Source organism: Nocardioides sp. (assembly GCF_036374615.1).
In the GTDB taxonomy this organism is placed as follows: Bacteria; Actinomycetota; Actinomycetes; order Propionibacteriales; family Nocardioidaceae; genus Nocardioides.
The window spans coordinates 1-20,331 of record NZ_DASUTK010000089.1 but is presented as its reverse complement, the minus strand read 5'-3'; the positions used below and the strand labels follow the sequence as shown (position 1 = coordinate 20,331).

Here is a 20,331-nt window from a genome sequence, read left to right as displayed (position 1 = left end):
GTCGGCGCCGTCACGCCGGATCGCGACAAGGTGGAGGGGACGCTCGTGCACCTCGTCGTACGCCGTGACCGGCGTCCCGTCCGGCCCGTCGACGACGAACCGCAGCGGCTGGTCGCTCCCCGGACGGGGCACAGAGACGATCCTTAGCGTGTAGCCCTGGTCAGCGACGGCCAGCCCGCCCGGACCGTCGGCCGCGGCCGGCTCCTCGTGGTCATCGTGGGACTCGTCCTCGGTCCCGCTGTGCTCGTCCTCGCCCTCGGACGCGCCCATGCCGTCATGTCCCATCGGGGGCGACGGGGCGGGCTCGGGTGCCGCCACCGCTCCGACCCCGCGGGCGGCGAGGAACACCACCAGCAGTCCGAGCAGGTAGCCGGCGACGCGGACAGACGTGGTCATGCCAGCTGGTAGCCGGCCTCTTCGACGGCCGCGCGAACGGAGGCGGAGTCGAGGGGCTCGGCGCTCGTGACCGTCACCTGGCCGGTCTCGAGGGTCACGTCGACGTTGCGGACGCCAGGGATCTCGGAGACCTCCTCAGTGACCGAGGCGACGCAGTGGCCGCAGGTCATGCCCGTGACAGTGAAGGTCTGGGTGGTCATGGTTCTCCTCTTCAGGAATCTTGATTCAGGAACGGACCAGGCGCGCGATCGCGTCGGATGCCTCACGGACCTTCTCGTCCGCCTCCGGGCCACCGGCCCGGGCGGCGTCGACGACGCAGTGCGCGAGGTGGTCGTGCAGCAGAGTGAGCGCGACGGACTCGAGGGCCTTGGTTGCCGCGGAGACCTGGGTCAGGACATCGATGCAGTACTTCTCGTCCTCCACCATCCGCTGCAGGCCCCTGACCTGGCCCTCGATCCTCCGCAGTCGCTTGAGGACCTTGTCCTTGTCGTCGTGGGCCAGGTAGCCGTGCACGTGCTCGCTCATGCTTCGGACCATATACCTATAGGGGGTATGGGTTCAAGTCCCCGACGGGTCAGCTACTGAGCGGCGAAGGCTGACAGCACGGTCTCGCGGATCAGGTGCGGAGCCTGGGCGGCGGTGACGTCGCCGCGGTGGACGGCGATGGAGGCACCGTGGACGACCGACTGGACCGTGCTCACCATCCAGACCACCGGCAGGTCCTTGCGGAACACACCCTCGCGGCGGCCACGCTTGATCAGCCGCTCCACTCGGGCCAGCGGCCGTTGGTGCGCCTCGCGCATCTGCTCGTGGGTCAGCGTCTCCTCGGCCGCCACGACCAGCGCGCCGTACCGGTGGGTGATCTCCCAGGTCGTCTCGATCAGGCGGGCCAGCGCGTCACGAGGATCCCCGCTCAGGTCCACGGCAGCCAGCTCCTCCTCGCTCTGGCTCATGACGCGGTCCACGACTTCCGCGACCAGCGCTGCCCGGGACTCGAAGTGCCCGTAGAGGGTGACCCGGCCGACGCCGGCGGCCTTGGCGATCTCGTTGACACTCACGTCGGGATCGCGCGCCAGGCACTCGGTCGCCGCCTCCAGGATCGCCGCGATGTTCTTGCGCGCGTCGGCCCGCTTGGGCGGCGTCCTCGTCACCGGTTGCGTCGTCATCCCCAGCTCCTCTTGTCGCCGCGTACTCGTACTCCACTGTACATGTTCCTCTTGTTGAACACTGATGTTCGGGTTAGTATCTCGAACACCACTGTCGAGTTATGAGGATCCACGCCATGACTACGAACTCTTCGGACACCACGAGCGGACTGGACCCGCGCCGCTGGCGAACCCTGCGGCTGCTGGGAATCGCCCAGCTGATGCTGATCGTGGACATCACGGTCGTCGCGGTCGCTCTCCCCGACCTGGGACGCGACCTGACGCTGTCGCGGGAGGCTCTGACCTGGGTGGTCAGCGCCTACACGCTCGTCTTCGGCGGACTGATGCTGCTCGGCGGCAAGGCAGCCGACCTGCTGGGGAGCCGGAAGGTGGTGCTGACCGGGCTCACGGTCTTCACCATCGCCTCGCTGGTCACCGGTCTCGCTCCGACCGCCGAGGTCCTGATCGCGAGCCGGATGGCCCAGGGCGCCGGAGCCGCGCTGCTGTCCCCCGCCGCCCTGTCCGTGATCGTGCGGACCTTCGAGGGCGCCGAGCTCAACCGGGCCCTCGGGTTCTGGTCGGCGCTGGGCGGCGCCGGCGCCGCGATCGGTGTGCTCCTCGGCGGCGTCCTCACCTCGGCGTTCGGCTGGGCATGGGTCTTCTACGTGAACGTCCCCGTCGGCGTCGCGCTCGTGCTCGCGCTGCTCCGAACCCTGCCGCGTGACGTGTCCGGCGGATCCGTGCGGCGGCTCGACGTCGTCAGCGCCGTCCTGGTCACGCTCGCGACCGGCTCGGTGATCTACGCGCTCGTCAATGCCGGCGATCGCGGTTGGCTGAGCCTCGCCACCGCCCTACCCGTGGTCGTGGGAGTCCTGCTGTACGTCGCGTTCGGGCTGCGTCAGCGGGCGAGTGCCGACCCGCTGCTGAACCTCGGCCTGCTGCGTCGACGGACGGTGATGACCGGCCTGCTGCTGATCGGGGTCGCCACCGCGTTGATGATCTCCGTGTTCTTCCTGGGCACCTTCTACCTCCAGCACACCGAGGGCTTCGGCCCGCTGGCGACCGGCCTGCTGTTCCTGCCGGTGGCCGGGGCCACGGTGCTCGGCGCCCAGCTCGGCGGCCGCATCATCGGCAGGCTCGGGCCCCGGGTGCTCGGCTCGACGGCGCTCCTGGTCGCTGCCGCGGGGCTGGCGGTGCCTTCCCTGTGGTCGGGAACGACTGCCATGGTGACGGGTGTGAGTGCGGGTGCCGTCGGGATCGGCGCGGTCTTCGTGGTGGCCTCGACGACGACCTTCGCCCAGGTGGACTTCCACGAGGCGGGTGTCGCGTCCGGGCTGCTCAGCACCTGCCACGAGCTCGGCGCCGCCATCGGCGTCTCGGCGGTCTCGAGCATCGCGGCAGCCGGCCTCGTCGGGTCGAACGCCGCCCGGCTCGCCGACGGCTTCACCTTCGCGAGCATCGTCGCGCTGGCCGCCGCCGTCCTGGTGGTCGCCCTCGTGACGCCGGTGCGCTCCGCCGACCACGCGACGGCATGACATCCGGGGGTCGCCCGTGGTGGGCTCGGCTCGAGGAGCGCGACGGCGTCCTGCTGCGTCGGCTGTCCGCCGACGACGCGCCCGCGGTCCTGGCCGTGCACGGCGACCCCCGGGTCTACGTCCACGACCCACACGAGACCCATCCCGACCTCGCCCACACGCAGGTGTTCATCGCGCCCATGGTGGAGCACTGGGCGCGGCACGGCTTCGGGTACTGGACCGTGCTCGTGCCGGATGCGTGGCCCGGTGCCGTGGCCGGGACACAGGCCGGCGACGACGGGCGGTCCGTCGCGGGCCTCGGCGGCGTCCAGCACCACACGGTCGCCGGCCGGCCGGTCCTGAACGTGTACTTCCGGTTCGCGCCGGAGGCCCAGGGCCGCGGGCTCGCCGGTGCCGTGCTGCGCCAGGTCGGCGAGCTGGCACCGCAGGTGGCGCCGGGTTGCGACGTCGTCGTGCGCACCCGTCCCGCGAACGCCGCCGCGCGCCGGGTTGCTGAGCGGGCGGGGTACGTCGACGAAGGACTCGAGCCCGGGACGACCGACATGCAGCTGCTCCGGTGGCGCCCACCGGGCAGGGGGCGGGTCAGCCCCGCCGGTCGCAGTGGAGCGTGAGCAGGGCGGAGGCCTGCTTCTGGATCGGCACCGGCGGCACCACCAGCACCACCTGGTCGGGCCCGCCCTCGATGCTGACCACGATCTGGAAGGTGAACGGAGCCGTGGCCTGGCCGATCGCGTGCTCGTCGCACCGGTTGCCGGGGGTGATGGAGAGCGGCACGCGCGTCACCGGCTGGTCCGGCGTGCTCTCGGTCGGTCGGCGGACGGCGAGGTCGTGCAGCACCGACCCCGCCGCGCCGGTCACGGCGACGGTGAGGTCGCCACCTTGGCGCCGGAGCAGCAGGTCCCCGTCGAGCGACTCGCGCTGCTCGTCGATGACCCAGCCGGGCGCGTAGGAGATCGACACCTGGTCGGCCAGCGTCTGCTCGAAGCACCGCTTCTCCCAGAGCCGTCGCAGGTAGACCTCGCCGCTGGCCGTGAGCGGCTGCGACACCGGTCCGCGATCCGTCTTGAGGACCGCGACAACCGGCTCGTCCGCGGCGTCGCACACCTCGTCCGGGAGCAGCGTTCGCAGGTCCAGGGTCTGACCGGCCGCCAGCTCGTCGTCCTGCGGCCGGACGAACCTCTCGCCGTACCCCGACCAGTCGAGGCCGGTGCCCGTGATCCTGAGCGGCGAGTCGCTCTCGTTGGTCACGCGCAGCAGCGCCTTGCTGGTGCCCTCGTCCGGCAGCAGCTGGGTCACCGAGATGGAGACCTCGGGCGGTGGCCCGTCGTCCCGTTCCGATGGCTGGTCCGCCGAGCACCCGACGGCCAGGAGCGCCGTCAGCACCAGCAGTGTCCCGCCGCACCTCATGACGGCAACCTAGCCCGGACCGCCACCCGCTGACCCGACCGCCGGATCCGCGCGTAACGGTGCCGGAAGTGCGCTCCACCCCCGTTGCAGCAGGTGGGGAGCGCAGCCGCGGCACCGTTACCCGCGCTGAGAGAGCGCCCAGGTCCAAGCCATGCCGAGTGCAGTGACGGCGGCGCACACGGCGAACGCACCGGAGAGTCCGAGGCCGCCGGCGAGGACTCCGACGAGCAACGGTCCGCCCGCGAGTCCGAGGTCGAGCGCGATGCTGGCGGTCGCCGAGGCCGCCCCACGGGTGGCCGGGCCGGCGGTCGAGAAGATGGCTGAGAAGAACGCCGGTGTGCTGAACACGACGCCGAGCGCGGTCACGGCGCTGCCGATGAGAACACCGGCCGGGGTCGGGACGACCCACAGCACACACAGGCCGAGGCCCATGACGCCGAGTGCTGCGGATCCGAGGCGCAGCGGCGCGACGCGGTCGACGTAGCGGGCGAAGGCGACCCGGCCAAGCACGACCGTGCCGCCGTAGACCACGAGCGGCAGGCTCGGGTTGGGCACGCCGGACTCGCGCGCGTGCAGCGCGGCGAAGGCGAGGAACCCGCCCATCGCCACCACCGAGGTGAGGAAGCCCAGGCTCGGCGCGATGGCAGGGACGTGGATCAGTCCGCCCGGCTCGTCGGTCGCCGCTGCGTCACGCGTCTCGCCCACCAGCTGGGCGAACGCCAGCGCCAGCACTGCGAGCAGGGCAGCCGCCCACCAGAGCGCGGTGAAACCCGCCGTGTGCAGCAGGACCTCGCCGAGCGGTGGCCCGAGGGTGATGCCGAGGTAGAGGCCCAGTGAGTTGTAGCTGACGGCCTCGCCCAGGCGGTCGGGCGGCGCCAGGTCGACCAGGGCTGCGAGCAGGGCGACGAAGAAGGCGGCCTCCCCGACCCCGAGCAGCAGCCGCAGCCCGATCACGGCGGCCAGGCTGTCGGCGTACGCCGTCAGGACCAGTCCCAGCGCCGCCAGGCCCGCACCTCCCGTGAGCAGCGGCAACCGCCCCCACCGGTCGCAGAGCCGGCCGACGACCGGCCGCGCGACCAGGGCACTGGCCGCGAACGCCCCGAACGCCAGGCCGGCTCCGAACGCCGACCCGTCGAGCGGCCCGGTGACCAGCAGCGGCACAGCCAGGATCGCCATGCCGTCGGCTGTGAAGTAGGCCAGCTCGGCGACGACCAGCGCGATGAACCGGCCGGTGAGCAGTGGTTCTCGGGTCGTGAGCGCCTGGGTCATGACCGCATCGTCCGGCGTGCCAGCGCCAGCGGTCATGGGTGGTTCTACCCAGATCGCCCGGGTGGATCAGGTTCCAGCAGGCCGTGCTCGACCGCGTAGAGCGCGGCGGCCGCCCTGCTGCTGACGCCGATCCGCGTGTAGACGTCCGCCACGTGCCGGTCCACCGTGCGTGGCGAGATCGAGAGCCTGGTCGCGATCTCCCGGTTCGACAGCCCCCGCGTCACCAGTCGGAGCACCTCCAGCTGCCGCGCCGTGAGACCGGCCGTGGCCGCCGGCCGCCGCGTGCGATCACCGCTCGCGTGCAGCACGGCCTCGACCGCGTCCGCGTCGAGCCGTCCCGCTCGTACGTCGGCCTCGAGCCGTTGCCGCGCCCGCTGCTCGTCGAGCCCGGGTCGGTGCGGCCGGTCCTCGACCAGCGTGCGCCACGCGTCCGCGGCCGCCAGCACCCGCGCTCCGATCGGGAGCCGGTCGGCCCGCAGGCCGCGGTGGTACCCGCTCCCGTCACACCGCTCGTGGTGAGCGGCCGCCAGCTCCCCGACGCCCGCCAGCTCCGGCACCCGCGCCAGCACCCGCTCGGTGTGGTGGGCGTGCAGCCTGGCCTGGTCGCGCTCGGTGGTGGTCCACTCGCGCGGGATGTCCCAGATCCTGCTGGGGACACCCGCGCGACCCACGTCGTGCAGGTAGCCGGCCACCTCGACCTGCGCCGCCTCCGACAGGTCGAGCGCATCGGCCGCCCCGCGTGCGAGCCGCGCGACCGCACCGGAATGGCCGTGCAGCCACGGGCTCTTGAGGTCGACCAGGTCGCCGAAGGTCCGCGCGACCTCGAGCATCCGCTCGTCATCCACCCGCTCGACCGGGTCCGGCTCCGCGGCCAGCACCATGGCGAACGGGTCGGACCCGTCCAGGCCGGCCAACAAGCCGGCGGGGTTGGCGAGGAAGAGGTCTGCCAGCGCGGGGTCGAGCTCGCCGCCGGAGCGGCGTCGTACCTGCGCCGTCGCAGCCTCCTCGCCACCGAGCTCCCAGAACATCGTCGCGGCCGCGGCCACGTGCATGATCCGGGCCGGGAGCGGGATCTGGTCACCGCGAGCGCGGGGGAAGCCCTTCCCGTTCCACATCGCCGTCATGTGACCCAGCGCCTGCTGCGCCGAGGTCGAGAGCCCCAGCCGCCGCCCGGCCTCCTGCGCGACCTCGCAGGTCGCCACCGGGGCCTCGCGGGCGGTCGTGGGGAGCGTGCGGGCCAGGTTGACCGCGACCGCGGGTCGCGAGCGCCCAGTCGCCTCGGCCACGCGCGGTACGAAGGTGCCCAGTAGATCGGTGAGTGAACTCGGATCGGCCATCAGGAAGGCTCGGGTGACGGCCCGGTCGTCACCGAAGACTCGACCGCTCTCGAAGGAGTACGCCGTGCAGCCGACGTGCTGGAGCAGCGAGACGAGCACCGTGTCTCGGGTCTCGTCGGGGTCGCAGCCTGCCGCGTCGGCGAGCCGGGCCGCGAGCACGCACCGGTGCAGGGACTCGTCGGGCTGGCCACCGGTCCCCAGGTCGGTGACGCCGGCCAGCCCGGCCAGCAGCCCGAGCAGGCGGAACACCTGCTCAGGATGCACCCGCGGCGGGTGCGCGGGCTACAGGACGGTGGTCGCGCCCAGCAGCGCGGTGACCGCAGTGGTCGCGACCGCGCCCAGCACCATCACCGCACCGGCGAGGACGCCTGCGGCTGCCTTGCGTCGCGCGGAGCAGCCCTCAGGGATGAGCGCCTGACGCAGCCGCTTCACCATCGCTCCGCCGGAACGCACGATGCGCCGCGCCCACTCCCACTCGGCCGCCAGCAGGCCCAGCCCGGCGACCATGACGACCACGCCCGGTCCCGGGAGCACGAGCATGGCCAGCCCCACGAGCATCACGGCCACGCCGGCCACGCTGAGCACGAGCTTCGTCACGAGCGCGCGGACCGGCCCACGTCGCGCCCAGGAACCGAGGTTCTCGAGGTGTGCGCGGAGGGGGCTGAGCCGAAGGGCGATCGTGGACGTGCTCATGCAGGCGATTCCTGGTGGGTCGGGACGAAGACTGCCCCGGTCCGAGTCAGGGGCTCACCATCAGAGCGGGTACTGCGGATGGTGGTGCGCAAAGGCTGCCCGAACGGTAGCAACGCATTGGTCGCCCGACCAAAACCCGGGTCCGCACGCGGAGCGGATGAGCTGGCCCGGGGCTGGCGTCACTGTGTGCGCGAGGGGGGAGTTGAACCCCCACGTCCTTTCGGACACACGGACCTGAACCGTGCGCGTCTGCCTATTCCGCCACTCGCGCGAGAAGCGCCGCAAGGCTATCCCAGCGCTGAGACCATCCCCAAACCGGCGCCGGCGGTCCCAGGGATGCCTCGGGCGCACCGATACGATCGGTCTTCGACAAGCTCGACCACCGTAGGCTCCCGTCCTCGGGACCGAGCATGACCGGCGGGGGTGGGAAGGAGGCGACGCGTGGGTGCACTGCAGAACTTCGAGCGACGACTCGAGCAGGCGATCTCCGGCGCCTTCGCCAAGGCCTTCCGAAGCGCGGTGCAGCCGGTGGAGATCGCGGCCGCACTCCAGCGCGAGTGCAACAACAACGCACAGATCCTCTCGCGCGACCGCCGGCTCGTGCCGAACCTCTTCCATGTCGAGCTCTCGCAGACCGACCTCGACCGGCTCTCGGCATACGACTCCACGCTGGCCGCGGAGCTCCGGGGTCAGCTGCAGGAGCACGCCGACAGCCAGGGATACGTGTTCCCCGGTCCGATCCGGATCGACTTCGAGTCCGCCGACGACCTCACCACCGGACGGTTCCGGATCCGCAGCCAGGCGCAGGCGCAGGTGCAGAGCAACGCCACGCAGACACAGGTACGCCGGGCCACGGCCCTGGTCGACGTCAACGGCACCCAGCACCCGCTGCACCCGGGCGGCACCGTCGTCGGCCGCGGCACCGAGGCCGACATCCGGATCAACGACCCCGGCGTCAGTCGCAAGCACATCGAGTTCGAGGTGGCCGGCACCGGTGAGCACCTGCAGCTGCGGGTGCGCGACCTCGGGTCGACCAACGGCATGCTCGTCGACGGGCACCGGGTCGCCTCGACCGGCCTGCGCGACGGCTCCGAGGTGCGGATCGGCAACACGACCCTGACCGTGCGGGTCGTCACCGAGCCGGTCGGGGGTGGCGGGGTTGTCTGAGCTGACGCTGTTCCTCATCCGGCTCGCCTACCTCGCGATCCTCTGGATCTTCGTGCTGTCGGCGATCTCGGTGGTCCGCTCCGACATGTTCGGCGCCCGGGTGCCGGAGGGCGCCCGCGGAGCAGCCGGCCGGCCCAAGCCGAGCAAGGCCGGAAAGCCGAGCAAGCCCCCGGCGAAGCGCCGCGGCAGCCCGACCCACGTCCTCGTGGTCGAGGGCTCGAACGTCGGCGAGCGGGCCGAGCTCGACCAGGCGCCGATCCTGATCGGCCGCGGTGCCGACGCCGCGATCCGGCTCGACGACGACTACGTCTCCACCCGGCACGCGCGGATCGCAGCCTCCGCCGACCAGTGGTTCGTCGAGGACCTCGGCTCCACCAACGGCACCTACGTCGGCACCGCGCGCATCACGCAGCCCACCACCATCACGCTCGGCACGCAGGTCCGGATCGGCAAGACCATCCTCGAGCTGCGGAAGTAGCTGGTCACTCAGATGCGCCTCGACTACGCCGCGATATCCGACGTCGGCCGCGTCCGGAAGGACAACCAGGACTCCGGGTACGCCGGCCCCCACCTGCTCGCCGTCTGCGACGGCGTCGGCGGCGCCGCACGGGGCGACATCGCCTCGGCGACGGCGATCGGCCAGCTCCGCCGGCTCGACGACGGCCCCGTCACAGACGAGGAGCACGCCGACCTGCTCGGTCAGGTGGCCGGCGCGCTCCACCGCGCACACGACCGGATCGGCGAGCTCGTCGACGAGAACCCCTCGCTCGCCGGCACGAGCACCACGGCCACGGTCGCGCTCTTCGACGGGCAGACCCTGGCGATGGGTCACGTCGGCGACAGCCGCGCCTACCTGCTGCGAGACGGCAAGCTGATCCAGCTGACCCAGGACCACACGTTCGTGCAGACCTTGATCGACGACGGGCAGATCACCGAGGAGGAGGCGCGGCACCACCCGCACCGCAACCTGATCCTCAAGGCGATCGACGGGACCCACGACCTCGAGCCAGACCTGTTCTCCGTCGAGGTCACCCCGGGCGACCGGCTGCTGTTCTGCAGCGACGGGGCGTCCGGTGTCCTCGACAACGAGCGGCTCGCCGACATCCTGCGCAGCGGCAACGCCGACTTCGCCGCCGTCGAGCTGGTGCGTGCCAGCCTCGCGGCCGGCAGCTCCGTCAACGTCACCTGCCTGGTGGCCGACGTCGTCGAGGGTGACCTCGACGCCGACGCCGAGACGATGCTGGTCGGCGCCGCCGCCGACCTGCCTCGCAAGGCTCGCGGTGCCGGCATGACCAGCCTCTTCCGGGGCCACCGCTCCGGTGACACCGGTGAGCTCGAGCCGGTGCGGGCCGAGATCCCCGACGACATCGGGTTCGCGATCCCGTCCGACCCGATCGACCCGGAGGAAGTGCGCTACGCACCTCGGCCACCCCACCGGTTCGCGTGGGTCCGCCGCTTCCTGGCGCTGCTCGTGCTGGTCGGGCTGGTCTGGGCCGGCGGCGCGGCCGCGTGGGCGTGGACGCAGCACCAGTACTACGTCGGTGAGCACGAGGGTGTCGTCACCATCTTCCGCGGCGTCAACGCGGACCTGCCGGGCGTCGAGCTCTCCAGCCCGTACGAGACCACGGACCTGGAGGTCGACTCGCTGAGCCAGTACGACCGGGGCCAGGTCGAGGAAGGGATCGGCGCCGGGGACCTCGACGCGGCCCGGCGCACGGTCGCCAACCTGGTGTCCGAGGACACCGGATCGGCGGGCGCCTGATGTCCCAGCAGACCGGCACCCTGCTCGGGTTCGTCCACCGCCGCCGACGCTGGGCAGAGCTGTTCCTGCTCGTGCTCGCACTCGCCGTGGGCGCCGGTGCGTACGCCGCCGTCGGCCTCGGCGTCGAGGGCACCATCCCCACCAACATGGTGGCGTACGCCGGCTGGCTCGCCGTCCTCGTGATCGGGGCGCACATCGTCGTCCGGATCACCGCGCCGTACGCAGACCCGGTGCTGCTGCCGGTCGTGGCCGCCCTCAACGGGCTCGGCCTCGCCGTCATCCACCGGCTCGATCTCGCCTACGAAGCGGCGGGCAAGCCCCACGGGTTCGCGCAGCAGCAGCTGATCTGGATGACGGTCGGGGTGCTGCTCTTCGTGGCGACGCTGATCCTCGTGCGCGACCACCGCGTGCTCCAGCGCTTCACCTACACCCTGGGCCTGGTCGCGATCCTGCTGCTGCTTCTCCCGCTGGTGCCTGGCATCGGGGCGACCGTCAACGGCGCCCAGATCTGGATCCGGCTCGCCGGCTTCAGCCTCCAGCCCGGCGAGGTCGCCAAGGTGCTGCTGGTCATCGCGTTCGCCGGCTATCTCGTGGTCCATCGCGACGCGCTCGCACTGGCCGGCCGGCGGCTGCTGTTCGTCGACCTCCCTCGCGGCCGCGACCTCGGGCCGATCCTCGCGATGTGGCTGATCAGCCTCGGCATCCTGGTCTTCCAGCGCGACCTCGGCTCCAGCCTGCTGTTCTTCGGCCTGTTCCTGGTGCTGCTCTACGTGGCGACCGAGCGGCCGGGTTGGTTGGTCGTCGGCGGTTCGCTCTTCCTCGGCGGCGCGGCCGTCCTCTACTACATCTCCTCGACCACCGGGAAGCTCGCGCACGTCGCGCAGCGTGTCGACATCTGGCTGAACCCGTTCGACCACTACGGCGAAGGCACCGACGACCGCGCGTTCCAGCCGGTCGAGGCGATGTTCGGCATGGGCTGGGGCGGCCTGATCGGCCGCGGCTTCGGCGAGGGGAGTCCCGAGCGGGTGCCCTACGCCAACTCCGACTTCATCGTCGCCTCGATCGGCGAGGAGCTCGGCCTGACCGGGGTGATCGCCGTCGTGCTGCTCTACGGGTTCATCGTCGAGCGCGCTCTGCGCGCGGCGCTGGTCTGTCGCGACGGCTTCGGCAAGCTGGTGTGCGTCGGGCTCGCCGGTGTCTTCGCGCTGCAGGTCTTCGTGGTGATCGGCGGGGTCACCCGGCTGATCCCGCTGACCGGCCTCACCACGCCGTTCTTGTCGTACGGCGGCTCCAGCCTGGTCGCCAACTGGGTGATCATCGCGCTGCTGCTGCGGATCTCGGACCAGGCCCGGCGCCCGGCGCCCCAGATGACGGCGCTCGACGCCGACTCTGAGGCAACCCAGGTCGTCAAGGCGGTGAGGGTGCCGTCATGAACAAGCCGATCCGCACGATCGCGATCTTCTGCCTGCTGCTGTTCCTGGCGCTGATGATCAACGCCACCTACCTGCAGTACTACCGGGCGTCGGCGCTCGACGAGCACCCTCTCAACCGCCGGGTGCTGGCGGCGGCCTTCTCGAGCGAGCGCGGCGCGATCCTGGTCGGCCGGACGCCGGTCGCCGAGAGCGTGAGGAGCAACGACCGCTACGAGTTCCAGCGCACCTACCCGCAGCCGTACAAGTACGCGCCGATCACCGGTTGGTTCTCCTACTACAGCCAGACCGGGATCGAGAAGTCCCACAACGCCGTGCTCTCGGGCGACGACTCCCGGCTGTTCGTCACCCGGCTGGTCGACCTGCTCAGCAACGCGTCGTCGAAGGGCGGCAGCGTCCAGCTCACGGTCGATGCGGCGGCGCAGGAGGCCGCGTTCGACGGACTCGCCGCGCTCGGCGAGGACGTCCAGGGTGCGGTGGTGGCCATCGAGCCGTCGAGCGGCCGGATCCTGGCGATGGTCTCGCTGCCGACGTACGACCCCAACGAGCTGGCGAGCCACGACTTCGCCGCCGTGGCCGACACCTACGAGGAGCTGAACGAGCGGGAGGACCAGCCGCTGGTCAACCGGGCGATCCAGACCCGGCTGGCGCCTGGGTCGACCTTCAAGATCGTGACGGCGGCGGCTGCGATCGAGGAGCTCGACTACCGGGCCGACTCTCAGGTCCCGGGTGGGTCGACCTACCAGCTGCCCGAGACCCGCGGCGAGTCGGGCCTGATCGACAACGAGGGTCGCGACTGCGGCTCGGACAAGATCCCGTTCACGCAGGCCATGGGCAACTCGTGCAACACCACGTTCGCGCGGCTGGCGGTCCAGGTCGGCGCGGACAAGATGCTCGAGCGGGCCGAGGCGTTCGGGTTCAACAGCTCCTACCTCGACGACCTCGCCCCGCAGGCGCAGTCCAGCTTCCCCGAGGAGATGGGGCAGGCGTCGACCGGACAGACCGGCATCGGACAGTTCGAGGTCCAGGCGACCCCGCTCCAGATGGCCATGGTGTCCGCGGCGATCGCGAACGGCGGCACCGTGATGCGGCCGTACCTGGTCGAGACCGTGCTCACTCCAGAGCTCGAGCCGCTGCCGAGCACCGACCCCGAGGAGATCTCGCGCGCGATCTCCGCCCAGACCGCCGACGTGCTCACGGACCTGATGGTCTACACCGTCGAGTCCGGCACCGCGAGTCCCGCCGCGATCGACGACGTCTCGGTGGCCGGCAAGACCGGCACGGCCCAGAGCGGGCAGGACGACGTCCCGCCGTACGCGTGGTTCACCTCCTTCGCCCCGGCCGATGACCCGCAGGTCGCGGTGGCCGTCATGATCCAGAGCGCCCCCGGCACCGAGCGCGGCGAGATCGCCGGAGGCGCGCTGGGCGGACCGATCGCCAAGGCGGTCATGGAGGCGGTGATCGAGCCGTGAGCGACCAGGACGGCGCTGTCGGAAACGGACCGGAGCGGTTCGCCGACGACGCGCGCCGGTACCGCCTCGAGTCGCGGATCGCGACCGGCGGTATGGGTGAGGTGTGGCGGGGTACCGACACCATCTTGGGTCGCGTGGTGGCGGTCAAGGTGCTGAAGTCGGAGTACGCCGACGACGAGATGTTCCGCACCCGGTTCGCGGCCGAGGCCCAGCACGCCGCCTCGCTCCACCACCCGGGCGTGGCCGCGGTCTACGACTTCGGCGAGGCCACCTCGACGGACGGTGGTGGGCCGCTGCCGTACCTCGTCATGGAGCTCGTGGACGGCCAGCCGCTCTCGGCACTGATCCGCCCCGGCCAGCCGCTGGATCCCGAGGCCACCCGCGACCTGATGGCGCAGGCGGGTGACGCGCTCGGGGCCGCCCACGACGCCGGGATCGTCCACCGCGACGTCAAGCCGGGCAACCTGATCATCACGCCCGACCGCCGCGTGAAGGTCACCGACTTCGGGATCGCCCGCGCCACCGAGGGCCTGGCACTGACCCAGACCGGCCAGGTCATGGGAACGCCGCAGTACCTCTCCCCCGAGCAGGCACAAGGCGGCCGTGCGACCCCCGCCTCAGACGTCTACTCGCTCGGCGTCGTCACCTTCGAGTGCCTGACCGGCAAGCGGCCGTTCGTCGCCGAGACGCCGGTCGCGACTGCGCTGGCCCACCTCCGCGAACCGGTGCCGCCGTTGCCGGAGAGCGTGCCGCGCGACCTCGCCGCCGTGGTCACCCGGGCCATGTCGAAGGACCCCGAGGCCCGGTTCCCCGACGCGAAGGCGTACGCCGCGGCCTTGCGCGACCCGGCCACGGTCGCGGCCGTCGTACCCCCGCCCGCAGCCGCCACGCAGGTGCTCCCGGCCACCGCTGCGGGGGGCCCGGGCACCCTGGCCACCCCGGTCCCACCGCCGGACTCCGACCGACGGGGCTTCCCGTGGCTGTGGGTGCTGCTCGCGCTCGCCGTGGTCGCCGCCATCATCACGCTGATCGTGATCGCCACGCGGGGCGAGGACGACACCGAGCCGCGCGACCCGACCACGCCTGAGACCTCGGCGACCGAGAGTCCGAGCGAGAGCCCCACCGAGACGCCGACCGAGTCGCCGAGCGAGACCGCGACCGAGTCTCCCAGCGAGACGCCGGAGGAGTCGCCCACCGAGGCCGAGACCTTCGACATCAACGAGGGCGACTACGTCGGTCGGGACGTGAAGGAGGTCGAGGGCGAGCTCAGGGCGCTGGGCCTGAAGGTCCAGAAGCAGAGGCTGGACAACGACGGCAGCCACGAGGACGACACCGTGGAGTCGGTCAGCCCCACGTCCGGGCTGCAGGAGGGCGACACGGTCGTGGTGGAGCACTGGGGCAAGGCCCCGCCCGGGAGCGAGAGCCCTGGCACCGACCAGACAGACGAGGAGGGCACTGGGTGAGCGCCCTGATCGGTGGACGCTACGAGCTCGGTGAGCTGTTGGGCCGAGGCGGGATGGCCGAGGTCCGCAAGGGCATCGACACCCGGTTGGGGCGGGTCGTCGCGATCAAGCGACTGCGCACGGACCTCGCGAGCGACGCGACGTTCCAGGCCCGGTTCCGCCGGGAGGCGCAGTCGTCGGCCTCCCTCAACCACCCGGCGATCGTGGCCGTCTACGACACCGGCGAGGAGCCGGCCACCGACGGCTCCGGGGTGGCCCAGCCCTACATCGTCATGGAGTATGTCGCCGGCCGCACGCTGCGCGACATCCTGCGCGAGGGCCGCAAGATCCTGCCCGAGCGCGCGCTGGAGATCACCAGCGGAGTGCTGTCGGCGCTCGACTACTCGCACCGGGCCGGGATCATCCACCGCGACATCAAGCCCGGCAACGTGATGCTCACCCCGTCGGGCGACGTCAAGGTGATGGACTTCGGGATCGCCCGCGCCATCTCCGACGCCTCCTCCACGATGACCCAGACGGCGGCCGTCGTCGGCACCGCCCAGTACCTCTCCCCCGAACAGGCGCGGGGCGAGACCGTCGACTCCCGCTCCGACGTCTATTCCGCCGGCTGCCTCCTCTACGAGCTGCTCACCGGACGGCCTCCCTTCGTGGGCGACAGCCCGGTCGCCGTGGCCTACCAGCACGTCCGGGAGCCGGCCGACCCGCCCTCGGACCACGACACCGACCTGCCGCCCGACGTCGACGCGATCGTGATGAAGTCGCTCGCCAAGCGGGTCGAGGACCGATACCAGTCGGCCGCGGCCATGCGCAGCGACATCGAGCGCTACCTCGCCGGCCGGCCCGTCCACGCCGCGCCGCCACCCGCGCCGGTGGTCGAGGACCCGACCATGGTGGCGGCTGCGCCGGTCGACCCGAGCACGCTCCAGACCCCCACCGTCAGCGAGGAGGACGACGAGGGTCGCCGGTCGCGCGCCGGCCTGCTCTTCCTGCTGGGTCTGCTGCTGGTGCTGCTGATCGCGGGGGCGGCGTACCTGCTGCCGCGGCTGTTCGAGTCACCGCCCGAGAAGACTCGGGTGCCCGACGTGATCGGACTCAAGGAGGCCGCCGCGCGGTCCGAGCTCGGCGCGGCCGGCTTCGACGTGGTGGTCGAGTACCGCACCGATCCCAGCGTGCGGGCCGGCCGGGTGCTCGAGCAGGACCCGAACGCCGACCAGTTCGTCGACCCCGGGATCGAGGTCACCGTCGTGGTGTCCGAGGGGAAGCCGCTGGTCGAGGTGCCGTTCGTCCTCAACCAGCCGAGACGTGAGGCTCGGGCGATCCTCGAGGAGCAGGACTTCAACGTGATCATGCGGGAGCAGGAGTCCGACGAGCCGCAGGGGCAGGTCATCGAGACCGACCCGGCTCCGGGCACGAGCGTGCCCCAGGGCAGCACCGTCACGGTCTACTACTCCGACGGCCCCGAGCAGGTCCCGGACGTCGTCGGCAGGCAGCAGGCCGCGGCCGAACGGCTGCTCACCGAGGCCGGCTTCGAGGTGGACGTGGTGGAGACGACCGACACGACCGAGCCGAGGGGCACGGTCATCCGGCAGAGCCCGCAGGGCGGCTCCACCGCCCCCGACGGCTCCACCGTCACGATCGTGGTCTCGGCGTTCGAGGAGCCGACCGAGTCACCCACGGAGACCGAGACCTCGACCGAGACATCTGACCCCACGGTGACAGACACCCCGACCATCGGGGAGCCGCCCTAGGGCAGGTCGCGGGGCCGGCGCGGTGTCAGACCCGTCGAGCGGCGCCGGTGAACAGCGGCCGGTGCCGGTCGGGTGCAGGTCAGCGGATCGGCTCGGCGTACGTCAGCGGCGAGATGCCGTCGAAGCCGGGCATCTCCAGCTGCTCCTCGACCTCGAGGTCCCAGCCGACCGACACGTCGGGGAGCGCTGAGCCGCGGCGGTAGGCCTCCAGGTAGTCGTCGTCGTCGAGCGCGTTCAGCAGCTGCTGCGGGTTGCCGATCGCGGAGATCGTGTAGGGCTGGGGGTACGCGATGCCCTGGATCATCACCGCGTTGCCCTCGCACTTGATGCCGGTGGTCGTGATCACCCGTTTGCCCTGGAGGGTCAGCGCCTCGGCCCCGCCCTTCCACATCGCGTTGACGACCGCCTGGATGTCCTGCTGGTGCACGACCAGGAGCTTGATGTCGCGGCTCGAGGAGTTGATGACCTCAGCGGGGGCGTCCGACAGGGTGACGGTCACCCCGGGCCCGGCGACCGGCGTGAGCCCCGCGGGCGCGCGGAGCTCGTTGACCTGCTGCCGGATCTCCCGCACCTGCTTGGTCCCGACCCGGTTCGTGAGCCGCTCGACGTCACCGTCGAGCTCCTGCACGCGCGCCTGCAGCTCCTCGTACTCCTGGTTCTCGGCCTCGACCAGGGAAGCCAGGTCTGTGTAGCGGCCCGGTCGGAGGTCGGTCCCCTCGCTGTTGGTGGCGCTCGTGACGAACAGGGCGCCGCACGCCAAGATCACCAGCGGCGTGCCGAGCCGCCAGCGGGAGCGCGGGGGGCGCGCGTGGGGTTCGCCGGGCATGCCGACTACGCTAACCCCCGCGTCCTACCCGACCGAGGAGAACTGGTGTCCAAGCCCAAGGCCAAGCAGGAGTACGGCGACCTCGCGACGGGACCGCTGGTCACACCGCGGTTCGTCGTCGCGATCGTGCTGGCGGTCCTCGGCATCGCCTGGATCGTCTACTACTACGTCGCCGTGCGCGTCGACCCGACCGTGATCCCGGCGCCCGATCCCGGCAGCCCGGCGTTCATGGCCGACCTCGGCAACTGGAACTACCTGATCGGGTTCGGCCTGCTCCTGATCGGTCTGGGCGTCTCAGCGCACCCGAGCACCCCGCTCGGCCGCGGCCGCGGCGTGGTCGTCGGCATGGTCGCGTGCTTCCTGATCGGGCTCCTCTGGATCTGCACCTACTACGTGTTCAGCAACGACCCCTCGAACATCCCGGTCATGAACGACCTCGAGCAGTACAACCTCGTGGTCGGGATCGCCTTCATGGCGGTGGGCTTCACGTTCGCCACCCGCTGGGAGTGACCGGCGCGCCCGGCTTCCGCCCCTGGGCGCCCCGCTGGTGGCCCGGACACCTGCTGGTGCTGGTGCTGCTCGGTGTCGCGGTGTTCCTGGGTGCCTGGCAGTTCGACGTCGGACAGGACGAGCGCGACTCCGCTGCCCGTGACCTGACGCGGTCGGACCCCGTGGCCCTCACGAGCGTGCTCGGGCCAGACGATCCGTTCCCTGGCGACCGGGTCGGGCAGCCGGTCACCGTCGCCGGGACCTGGGTGCCGGATGCCACCGTCTACGTCTCACGTGACGCCGGTTACTGGGTGGTGACGCCGCTGACCGTCGACGGGTCGGACGCCGCCCTGCCCGTGGTCCGGGGGGTCAGCGACACCCCGGACGCGGAGCCGGTCTCCGGCACCGCGGAGGTGGCCGGGTGGCTCCAGCCGACCGAGGGGACCGGCGCCGTCGACGACGACCCGGCCGACGACGTGCTGCCCCAGCTGCGGGTGGCCGACCTCGTGCAACGGGTCGACCAGGACCTCTTCAGCGGCTACGTCGTGGCGACCGAGCCCACCGCGGGCCTCGCCGCGGCCACGCTCGAGCAGCTGCCGGAGGCCGGGCGGCTCACGGGCGCCCGCAACTTCTTCTACGCACTGGAGTGGTGGATCTTCGGTGCGTTCGCGGTGTTCGTGTGGGTCCGGTACCTGCTCGACGTACGCCAGGACCGGGCCCGGGCAGCCGGGTCAGTAGGGTCGGAGGCGTGAAGAACCTGCTCACGGCGTACCGCGCCCTCGCGATGGTCGTCGGCGTGCTGCTCGCGTTCGGCGCACTGGTCGCGTTCCCGCTCAAGTACTTCGCCGCGGAGGGCTCCTCGGCACAGGAGTTCGGCGAGCAGGCCAGCATCGTCTGGCTCGTCCACGGCTGGGTGTTCATCGTGTACGTCGTGGTCTCCTTCCTGCTGTCACGCCGGGCGGGCTGGACCCTCGGCTTCACCGCCACGGTGCTGGTCGCCGGGCTGATCCCGCTGCTGATCTTCTGGGTGGAACGGCAGGTCGTACGCCGGCTGCGCTCCGAGCACCCCGAGTTGGCGTCGGCCTGAGACGGCGCCGTGTCCACCGCGTTCGTGCTGGGGGGTGGCGGTGTCCTCGGCGCGGCCGAGGTCGGGATGCTGCGGGCGCTCTTCGAGCACGACATCACCCCCGACCTGGTGCTCGGCACCAGCGTCGGCGCCCTCAACGGCGCGATGGTGGCGCGCGAGCCCAGCGTGTCGGTCATCGACCGGCTGATCGAGCTGTGGCTGACCGTCAGCAGCTCGCGCGACGTCTACGGCGACCGGCCGCTGCGCACGATGCGGCGGGCGGTGTCCACCGGCACCCACATCTACTCCCCCAAGCCGCTGCGCCAGCGGCTCGAGGAGGAGTTCGGCGACACCCGGATCGAGGACCTGCCGGTGCGGTTCCAGGTGTGCGCCGCCCACATCGAGCGTGCCGCCGAGCACTGGTTCGACTCCGGTCGGCTCGTGGACGCGGTGCTCGCGAGCGCCGCCGTACCAGGGTTGCTGCCACCGGCCAAGGTCGACGGCGAGCACTTCCTCGACGGCGGCATCGTCAACTCGATCCCGGTCGCTCGGGCCGTGCAGCTGGGAGCCACCCGGTTGTTCGTGCTGCAGGTCGGCCGGATCGACCGGCCGCTGTCGGTGCCGCGCCGGCCGTGGGAGGTCGCCCGGGTGTCGTTCGAGATCGCCCGGCGGCACCGCTTCCAGCGCGAGATGTCGGAGCTGCCAGCGGGTGTGGAGGCGCACGTGCTGCCCGCCCGCGGCACCGGCCCGAAAGACGACTCCCTGCTCTCCCACCGGGACTTCCGCGGTGTCGAGGCGCGGATCGAGGCGACGTACGACGCCAGCACGGCGTACCTCGACAGGCTCGACGGCTCGGACGGGCCGGCACGCTCGTGAAGCGAGCGATGCTGTGGGCCGTCCGGCGGGCGGTGGTGGCTCCAGCCGTGGTGGTGCTCACGGCCCTGGTGTGGGTGACGCTCCCGGCCTGGCTGATCGTCGCCGCGCTGGTCTCTCCCGTGCTGCCCGGTCGGTGGCGGGCGCTGCGCCTGCTGTGGATCGTGATCCTCTACGCAACCTGCGAGGCGCTGCTGCTGCTGGTGCTGTGGGGCCTCTGGTTCTCCTCGGGCCTCGGCCGCCGGGTGCGGAC

The 20,331-nt window shown here is 71.7% G+C and carries 21 protein-coding genes, 1 tRNA gene and 2 pseudogenes; 14 read left to right on the top strand and 10 right to left on the bottom strand.

Annotated features, from left to right (window positions below; genetic code table 11):
* The 4 genes and pseudogenes from VFZ39_RS07045 to VFZ39_RS07030 all read right to left on the bottom strand — a co-directional run.
* Nucleotides 1-396, bottom strand: a pseudogene (locus VFZ39_RS07045) (hypothetical protein); the annotation flags it as partial.
* Nucleotides 393-596, bottom strand: a complete 204-nt coding sequence (locus VFZ39_RS07040) for a heavy-metal-associated domain-containing protein (protein ID WP_330865023.1) — start codon at nucleotides 594-596, stop codon at nucleotides 393-395. The pseudogene VFZ39_RS07045 and the gene VFZ39_RS07040, both read right to left, overlap by 4 nt.
* A 25-nt stretch (nucleotides 597-621) precedes the next feature.
* On the bottom strand, nucleotides 622-921 hold the full coding sequence (locus VFZ39_RS07035; protein ID WP_330865022.1) for a metal-sensitive transcriptional regulator: 300 nt from the start codon (nucleotides 919-921) through the stop codon (nucleotides 622-624).
* Between the two features lie 53 nt (nucleotides 922-974).
* Nucleotides 975-1,562 carry a TetR/AcrR family transcriptional regulator gene (locus tag VFZ39_RS07030; RefSeq protein WP_330865021.1) on the bottom strand — a complete coding sequence of 196 codons (588 nt, stop codon included), beginning with the start codon at nucleotides 1,560-1,562 and terminating at the stop codon, nucleotides 975-977.
* A 116-nt stretch (nucleotides 1,563-1,678) separates the two neighbouring features.
* On the opposite strand from VFZ39_RS07030, the gene VFZ39_RS07025 reads away from it, so the two are divergent.
* Entirely contained in the window at nucleotides 1,679-3,076 is a 1,398-nt protein-coding gene (locus VFZ39_RS07025) for an MFS transporter (RefSeq protein WP_330865020.1), read from the top strand.
* Nucleotides 3,073-3,687, top strand: coding sequence for a GNAT family N-acetyltransferase (locus tag VFZ39_RS07020; RefSeq protein WP_330865019.1), 615 nt, complete (start codon nucleotides 3,073-3,075; stop codon nucleotides 3,685-3,687). The genes VFZ39_RS07025 and VFZ39_RS07020 overlap by 4 nt, the downstream gene beginning before the upstream one ends.
* On the opposite strand, the gene VFZ39_RS07015 is transcribed toward VFZ39_RS07020, so the two are convergent.
* The 5 genes from VFZ39_RS07015 to VFZ39_RS06995 all read right to left on the bottom strand — a co-directional run bounded on the left by VFZ39_RS07015 (nucleotide 3,659) and on the right by VFZ39_RS06995 (nucleotide 8,053).
* Nucleotides 3,659-4,483 (bottom strand): hypothetical protein, encoded by an 825-nt coding sequence (locus tag VFZ39_RS07015; protein WP_330865018.1) that lies wholly within the window; start codon nucleotides 4,481-4,483, stop codon nucleotides 3,659-3,661. The two genes, VFZ39_RS07020 and VFZ39_RS07015, sit on opposite strands and share 29 nt — an antisense overlap.
* Before the next feature lie 117 nt (nucleotides 4,484-4,600).
* Entirely contained in the window at nucleotides 4,601-5,752 is a 1,152-nt protein-coding gene (locus VFZ39_RS07010; RefSeq protein WP_330865017.1) for an MFS transporter, read from the bottom strand.
* A gap of 44 nt (nucleotides 5,753-5,796) precedes the next feature.
* Nucleotides 5,797-7,338, bottom strand: coding sequence for an HD domain-containing phosphohydrolase (locus VFZ39_RS07005; RefSeq protein ID WP_330865016.1), 1,542 nt, complete (start codon nucleotides 7,336-7,338; stop codon nucleotides 5,797-5,799).
* A gap of 33 nt (nucleotides 7,339-7,371) precedes the next feature.
* Complete coding sequence (locus VFZ39_RS07000) at nucleotides 7,372-7,782, bottom strand: PGPGW domain-containing protein (protein WP_330865015.1); 411 nt, start codon at nucleotides 7,780-7,782, stop codon at nucleotides 7,372-7,374.
* A gap of 187 nt (nucleotides 7,783-7,969) precedes the next feature.
* Nucleotides 7,970-8,053: transfer RNA gene (locus VFZ39_RS06995), tRNA-Leu, on the bottom strand.
* Nucleotides 8,054-8,223: 170 nt separating this feature from the next.
* Here VFZ39_RS06995 and VFZ39_RS06990 point away from each other — a divergent pair.
* Genes VFZ39_RS06990 through pknB form a run of 7 tightly spaced genes read left to right on the top strand, consistent with a single transcriptional unit; the run spans nucleotide 8,224 to nucleotide 16,824 of the window.
* Complete coding sequence (locus tag VFZ39_RS06990; protein WP_330865014.1) at nucleotides 8,224-8,949, top strand: DUF3662 and FHA domain-containing protein; 726 nt, start codon at nucleotides 8,224-8,226, stop codon at nucleotides 8,947-8,949.
* Nucleotides 8,942-9,427: an FHA domain-containing protein FhaB/FipA gene (locus tag VFZ39_RS06985; protein WP_330865013.1), complete on the top strand. Its 486-nt coding sequence runs from the start codon at nucleotides 8,942-8,944 to the stop codon at nucleotides 9,425-9,427. The genes VFZ39_RS06990 and VFZ39_RS06985 overlap by 8 nt, the downstream gene beginning before the upstream one ends.
* Before the next feature lie 12 nt (nucleotides 9,428-9,439).
* Complete coding sequence (locus VFZ39_RS06980) at nucleotides 9,440-10,711, top strand: PP2C family protein-serine/threonine phosphatase (protein WP_330865012.1); 1,272 nt, start codon at nucleotides 9,440-9,442, stop codon at nucleotides 10,709-10,711.
* Nucleotides 10,711-12,144, top strand: coding sequence for an FtsW/RodA/SpoVE family cell cycle protein (locus VFZ39_RS06975; protein WP_330865011.1), 1,434 nt, complete (start codon nucleotides 10,711-10,713; stop codon nucleotides 12,142-12,144). Before VFZ39_RS06980 ends, VFZ39_RS06975 begins: the two co-directional genes overlap by 1 nt.
* Complete coding sequence (locus VFZ39_RS06970) at nucleotides 12,141-13,613, top strand: peptidoglycan D,D-transpeptidase FtsI family protein (RefSeq protein ID WP_330865010.1); 1,473 nt, start codon at nucleotides 12,141-12,143, stop codon at nucleotides 13,611-13,613. The genes VFZ39_RS06975 and VFZ39_RS06970 overlap by 4 nt, the downstream gene beginning before the upstream one ends.
* Nucleotides 13,610-15,076: a serine/threonine-protein kinase gene (locus tag VFZ39_RS06965; RefSeq protein WP_330865009.1), complete on the top strand. Its 1,467-nt coding sequence runs from the start codon at nucleotides 13,610-13,612 to the stop codon at nucleotides 15,074-15,076. Before VFZ39_RS06970 ends, VFZ39_RS06965 begins: the two co-directional genes overlap by 4 nt.
* The gene (pknB, locus tag VFZ39_RS06960) at nucleotides 15,073-16,824 is read left to right on the top strand and encodes a Stk1 family PASTA domain-containing Ser/Thr kinase (protein WP_330865008.1); all 1,752 of its coding nucleotides are present in this window, start codon (nucleotides 15,073-15,075) and stop codon (nucleotides 16,822-16,824) included. The genes VFZ39_RS06965 and pknB overlap by 4 nt, the downstream gene beginning before the upstream one ends.
* 79 nt (nucleotides 16,825-16,903) lie before the next feature.
* Here pknB and VFZ39_RS06955 read toward each other — a convergent pair whose 3' ends face one another.
* Complete coding sequence (locus VFZ39_RS06955) at nucleotides 16,904-17,650, bottom strand: DUF881 domain-containing protein (protein ID WP_330865007.1); 747 nt, start codon at nucleotides 17,648-17,650, stop codon at nucleotides 16,904-16,906.
* Between the two features lie 45 nt (nucleotides 17,651-17,695).
* On the opposite strand from VFZ39_RS06955, the gene VFZ39_RS06950 reads away from it, so the two are divergent.
* The 5 genes and pseudogenes from VFZ39_RS06950 to VFZ39_RS06930 all read left to right on the top strand — a co-directional run.
* Nucleotides 17,696-18,160 carry a cell division protein CrgA gene (locus VFZ39_RS06950; protein WP_330865006.1) on the top strand — a complete coding sequence of 155 codons (465 nt, stop codon included), beginning with the start codon at nucleotides 17,696-17,698 and terminating at the stop codon, nucleotides 18,158-18,160.
* Entirely contained in the window at nucleotides 18,157-18,891 is a 735-nt protein-coding gene (locus VFZ39_RS06945) for an SURF1 family protein (protein WP_330865005.1), read from the top strand. Before VFZ39_RS06950 ends, VFZ39_RS06945 begins: the two co-directional genes overlap by 4 nt.
* Complete coding sequence (locus VFZ39_RS06940; protein ID WP_330865004.1) at nucleotides 18,888-19,226, top strand: DUF3817 domain-containing protein; 339 nt, start codon at nucleotides 18,888-18,890, stop codon at nucleotides 19,224-19,226. The genes VFZ39_RS06945 and VFZ39_RS06940 overlap by 4 nt, the downstream gene beginning before the upstream one ends.
* Nucleotides 19,227-19,235: 9 nt before the next feature.
* Entirely contained in the window at nucleotides 19,236-20,081 is an 846-nt protein-coding gene (locus VFZ39_RS06935) for a patatin-like phospholipase family protein (RefSeq protein WP_330865003.1), read from the top strand.
* A gap of 8 nt (nucleotides 20,082-20,089) precedes the next feature.
* A pseudogene (locus tag VFZ39_RS06930) lies at nucleotides 20,090-20,331 on the top strand (1-acyl-sn-glycerol-3-phosphate acyltransferase); the annotation flags it as partial.

What these genes read in the sequence shown, in the direction of transcription:
- VFZ39_RS07025 (WP_330865020.1), top strand. Translation starts at nt 1,679, where the DNA reads ATGACTACGAACTCTTCGGACACCACGAGCGGACTGGACCCGCGCCGC.
- VFZ39_RS07040 (WP_330865023.1), bottom strand. Translation starts at nt 596, where the DNA reads ATGACCACCCAGACCTTCACTGTCACGGGCATGACCTGCGGCCACTGC.
- VFZ39_RS06980 (WP_330865012.1), top strand. Translation starts at nt 9,440, where the DNA reads ATGCGCCTCGACTACGCCGCGATATCCGACGTCGGCCGCGTCCGGAAG.
- VFZ39_RS07030 (WP_330865021.1), bottom strand. Translation starts at nt 1,562, where the DNA reads ATGACGACGCAACCGGTGACGAGGACGCCGCCCAAGCGGGCCGACGCG.
- VFZ39_RS07015 (WP_330865018.1), bottom strand. Translation starts at nt 4,483, where the DNA reads ATGAGGTGCGGCGGGACACTGCTGGTGCTGACGGCGCTCCTGGCCGTC.
- VFZ39_RS07020 (WP_330865019.1), top strand. Translation starts at nt 3,073, where the DNA reads ATGACATCCGGGGGTCGCCCGTGGTGGGCTCGGCTCGAGGAGCGCGAC.
- VFZ39_RS07035 (WP_330865022.1), bottom strand. Translation starts at nt 921, where the DNA reads ATGAGCGAGCACGTGCACGGCTACCTGGCCCACGACGACAAGGACAAG.
- VFZ39_RS06975 (WP_330865011.1), top strand. Translation starts at nt 10,711, where the DNA reads ATGTCCCAGCAGACCGGCACCCTGCTCGGGTTCGTCCACCGCCGCCGA.
- VFZ39_RS06970 (WP_330865010.1), top strand. Translation starts at nt 12,141, where the DNA reads ATGAACAAGCCGATCCGCACGATCGCGATCTTCTGCCTGCTGCTGTTC.
- VFZ39_RS06955 (WP_330865007.1), bottom strand. Translation starts at nt 17,650, where the DNA reads ATGCCCGGCGAACCCCACGCGCGCCCCCCGCGCTCCCGCTGGCGGCTC.
- VFZ39_RS07010 (WP_330865017.1), bottom strand. Translation starts at nt 5,752, where the DNA reads ATGACCCAGGCGCTCACGACCCGAGAACCACTGCTCACCGGCCGGTTC.
- VFZ39_RS07000 (WP_330865015.1), bottom strand. Translation starts at nt 7,782, where the DNA reads ATGAGCACGTCCACGATCGCCCTTCGGCTCAGCCCCCTCCGCGCACAC.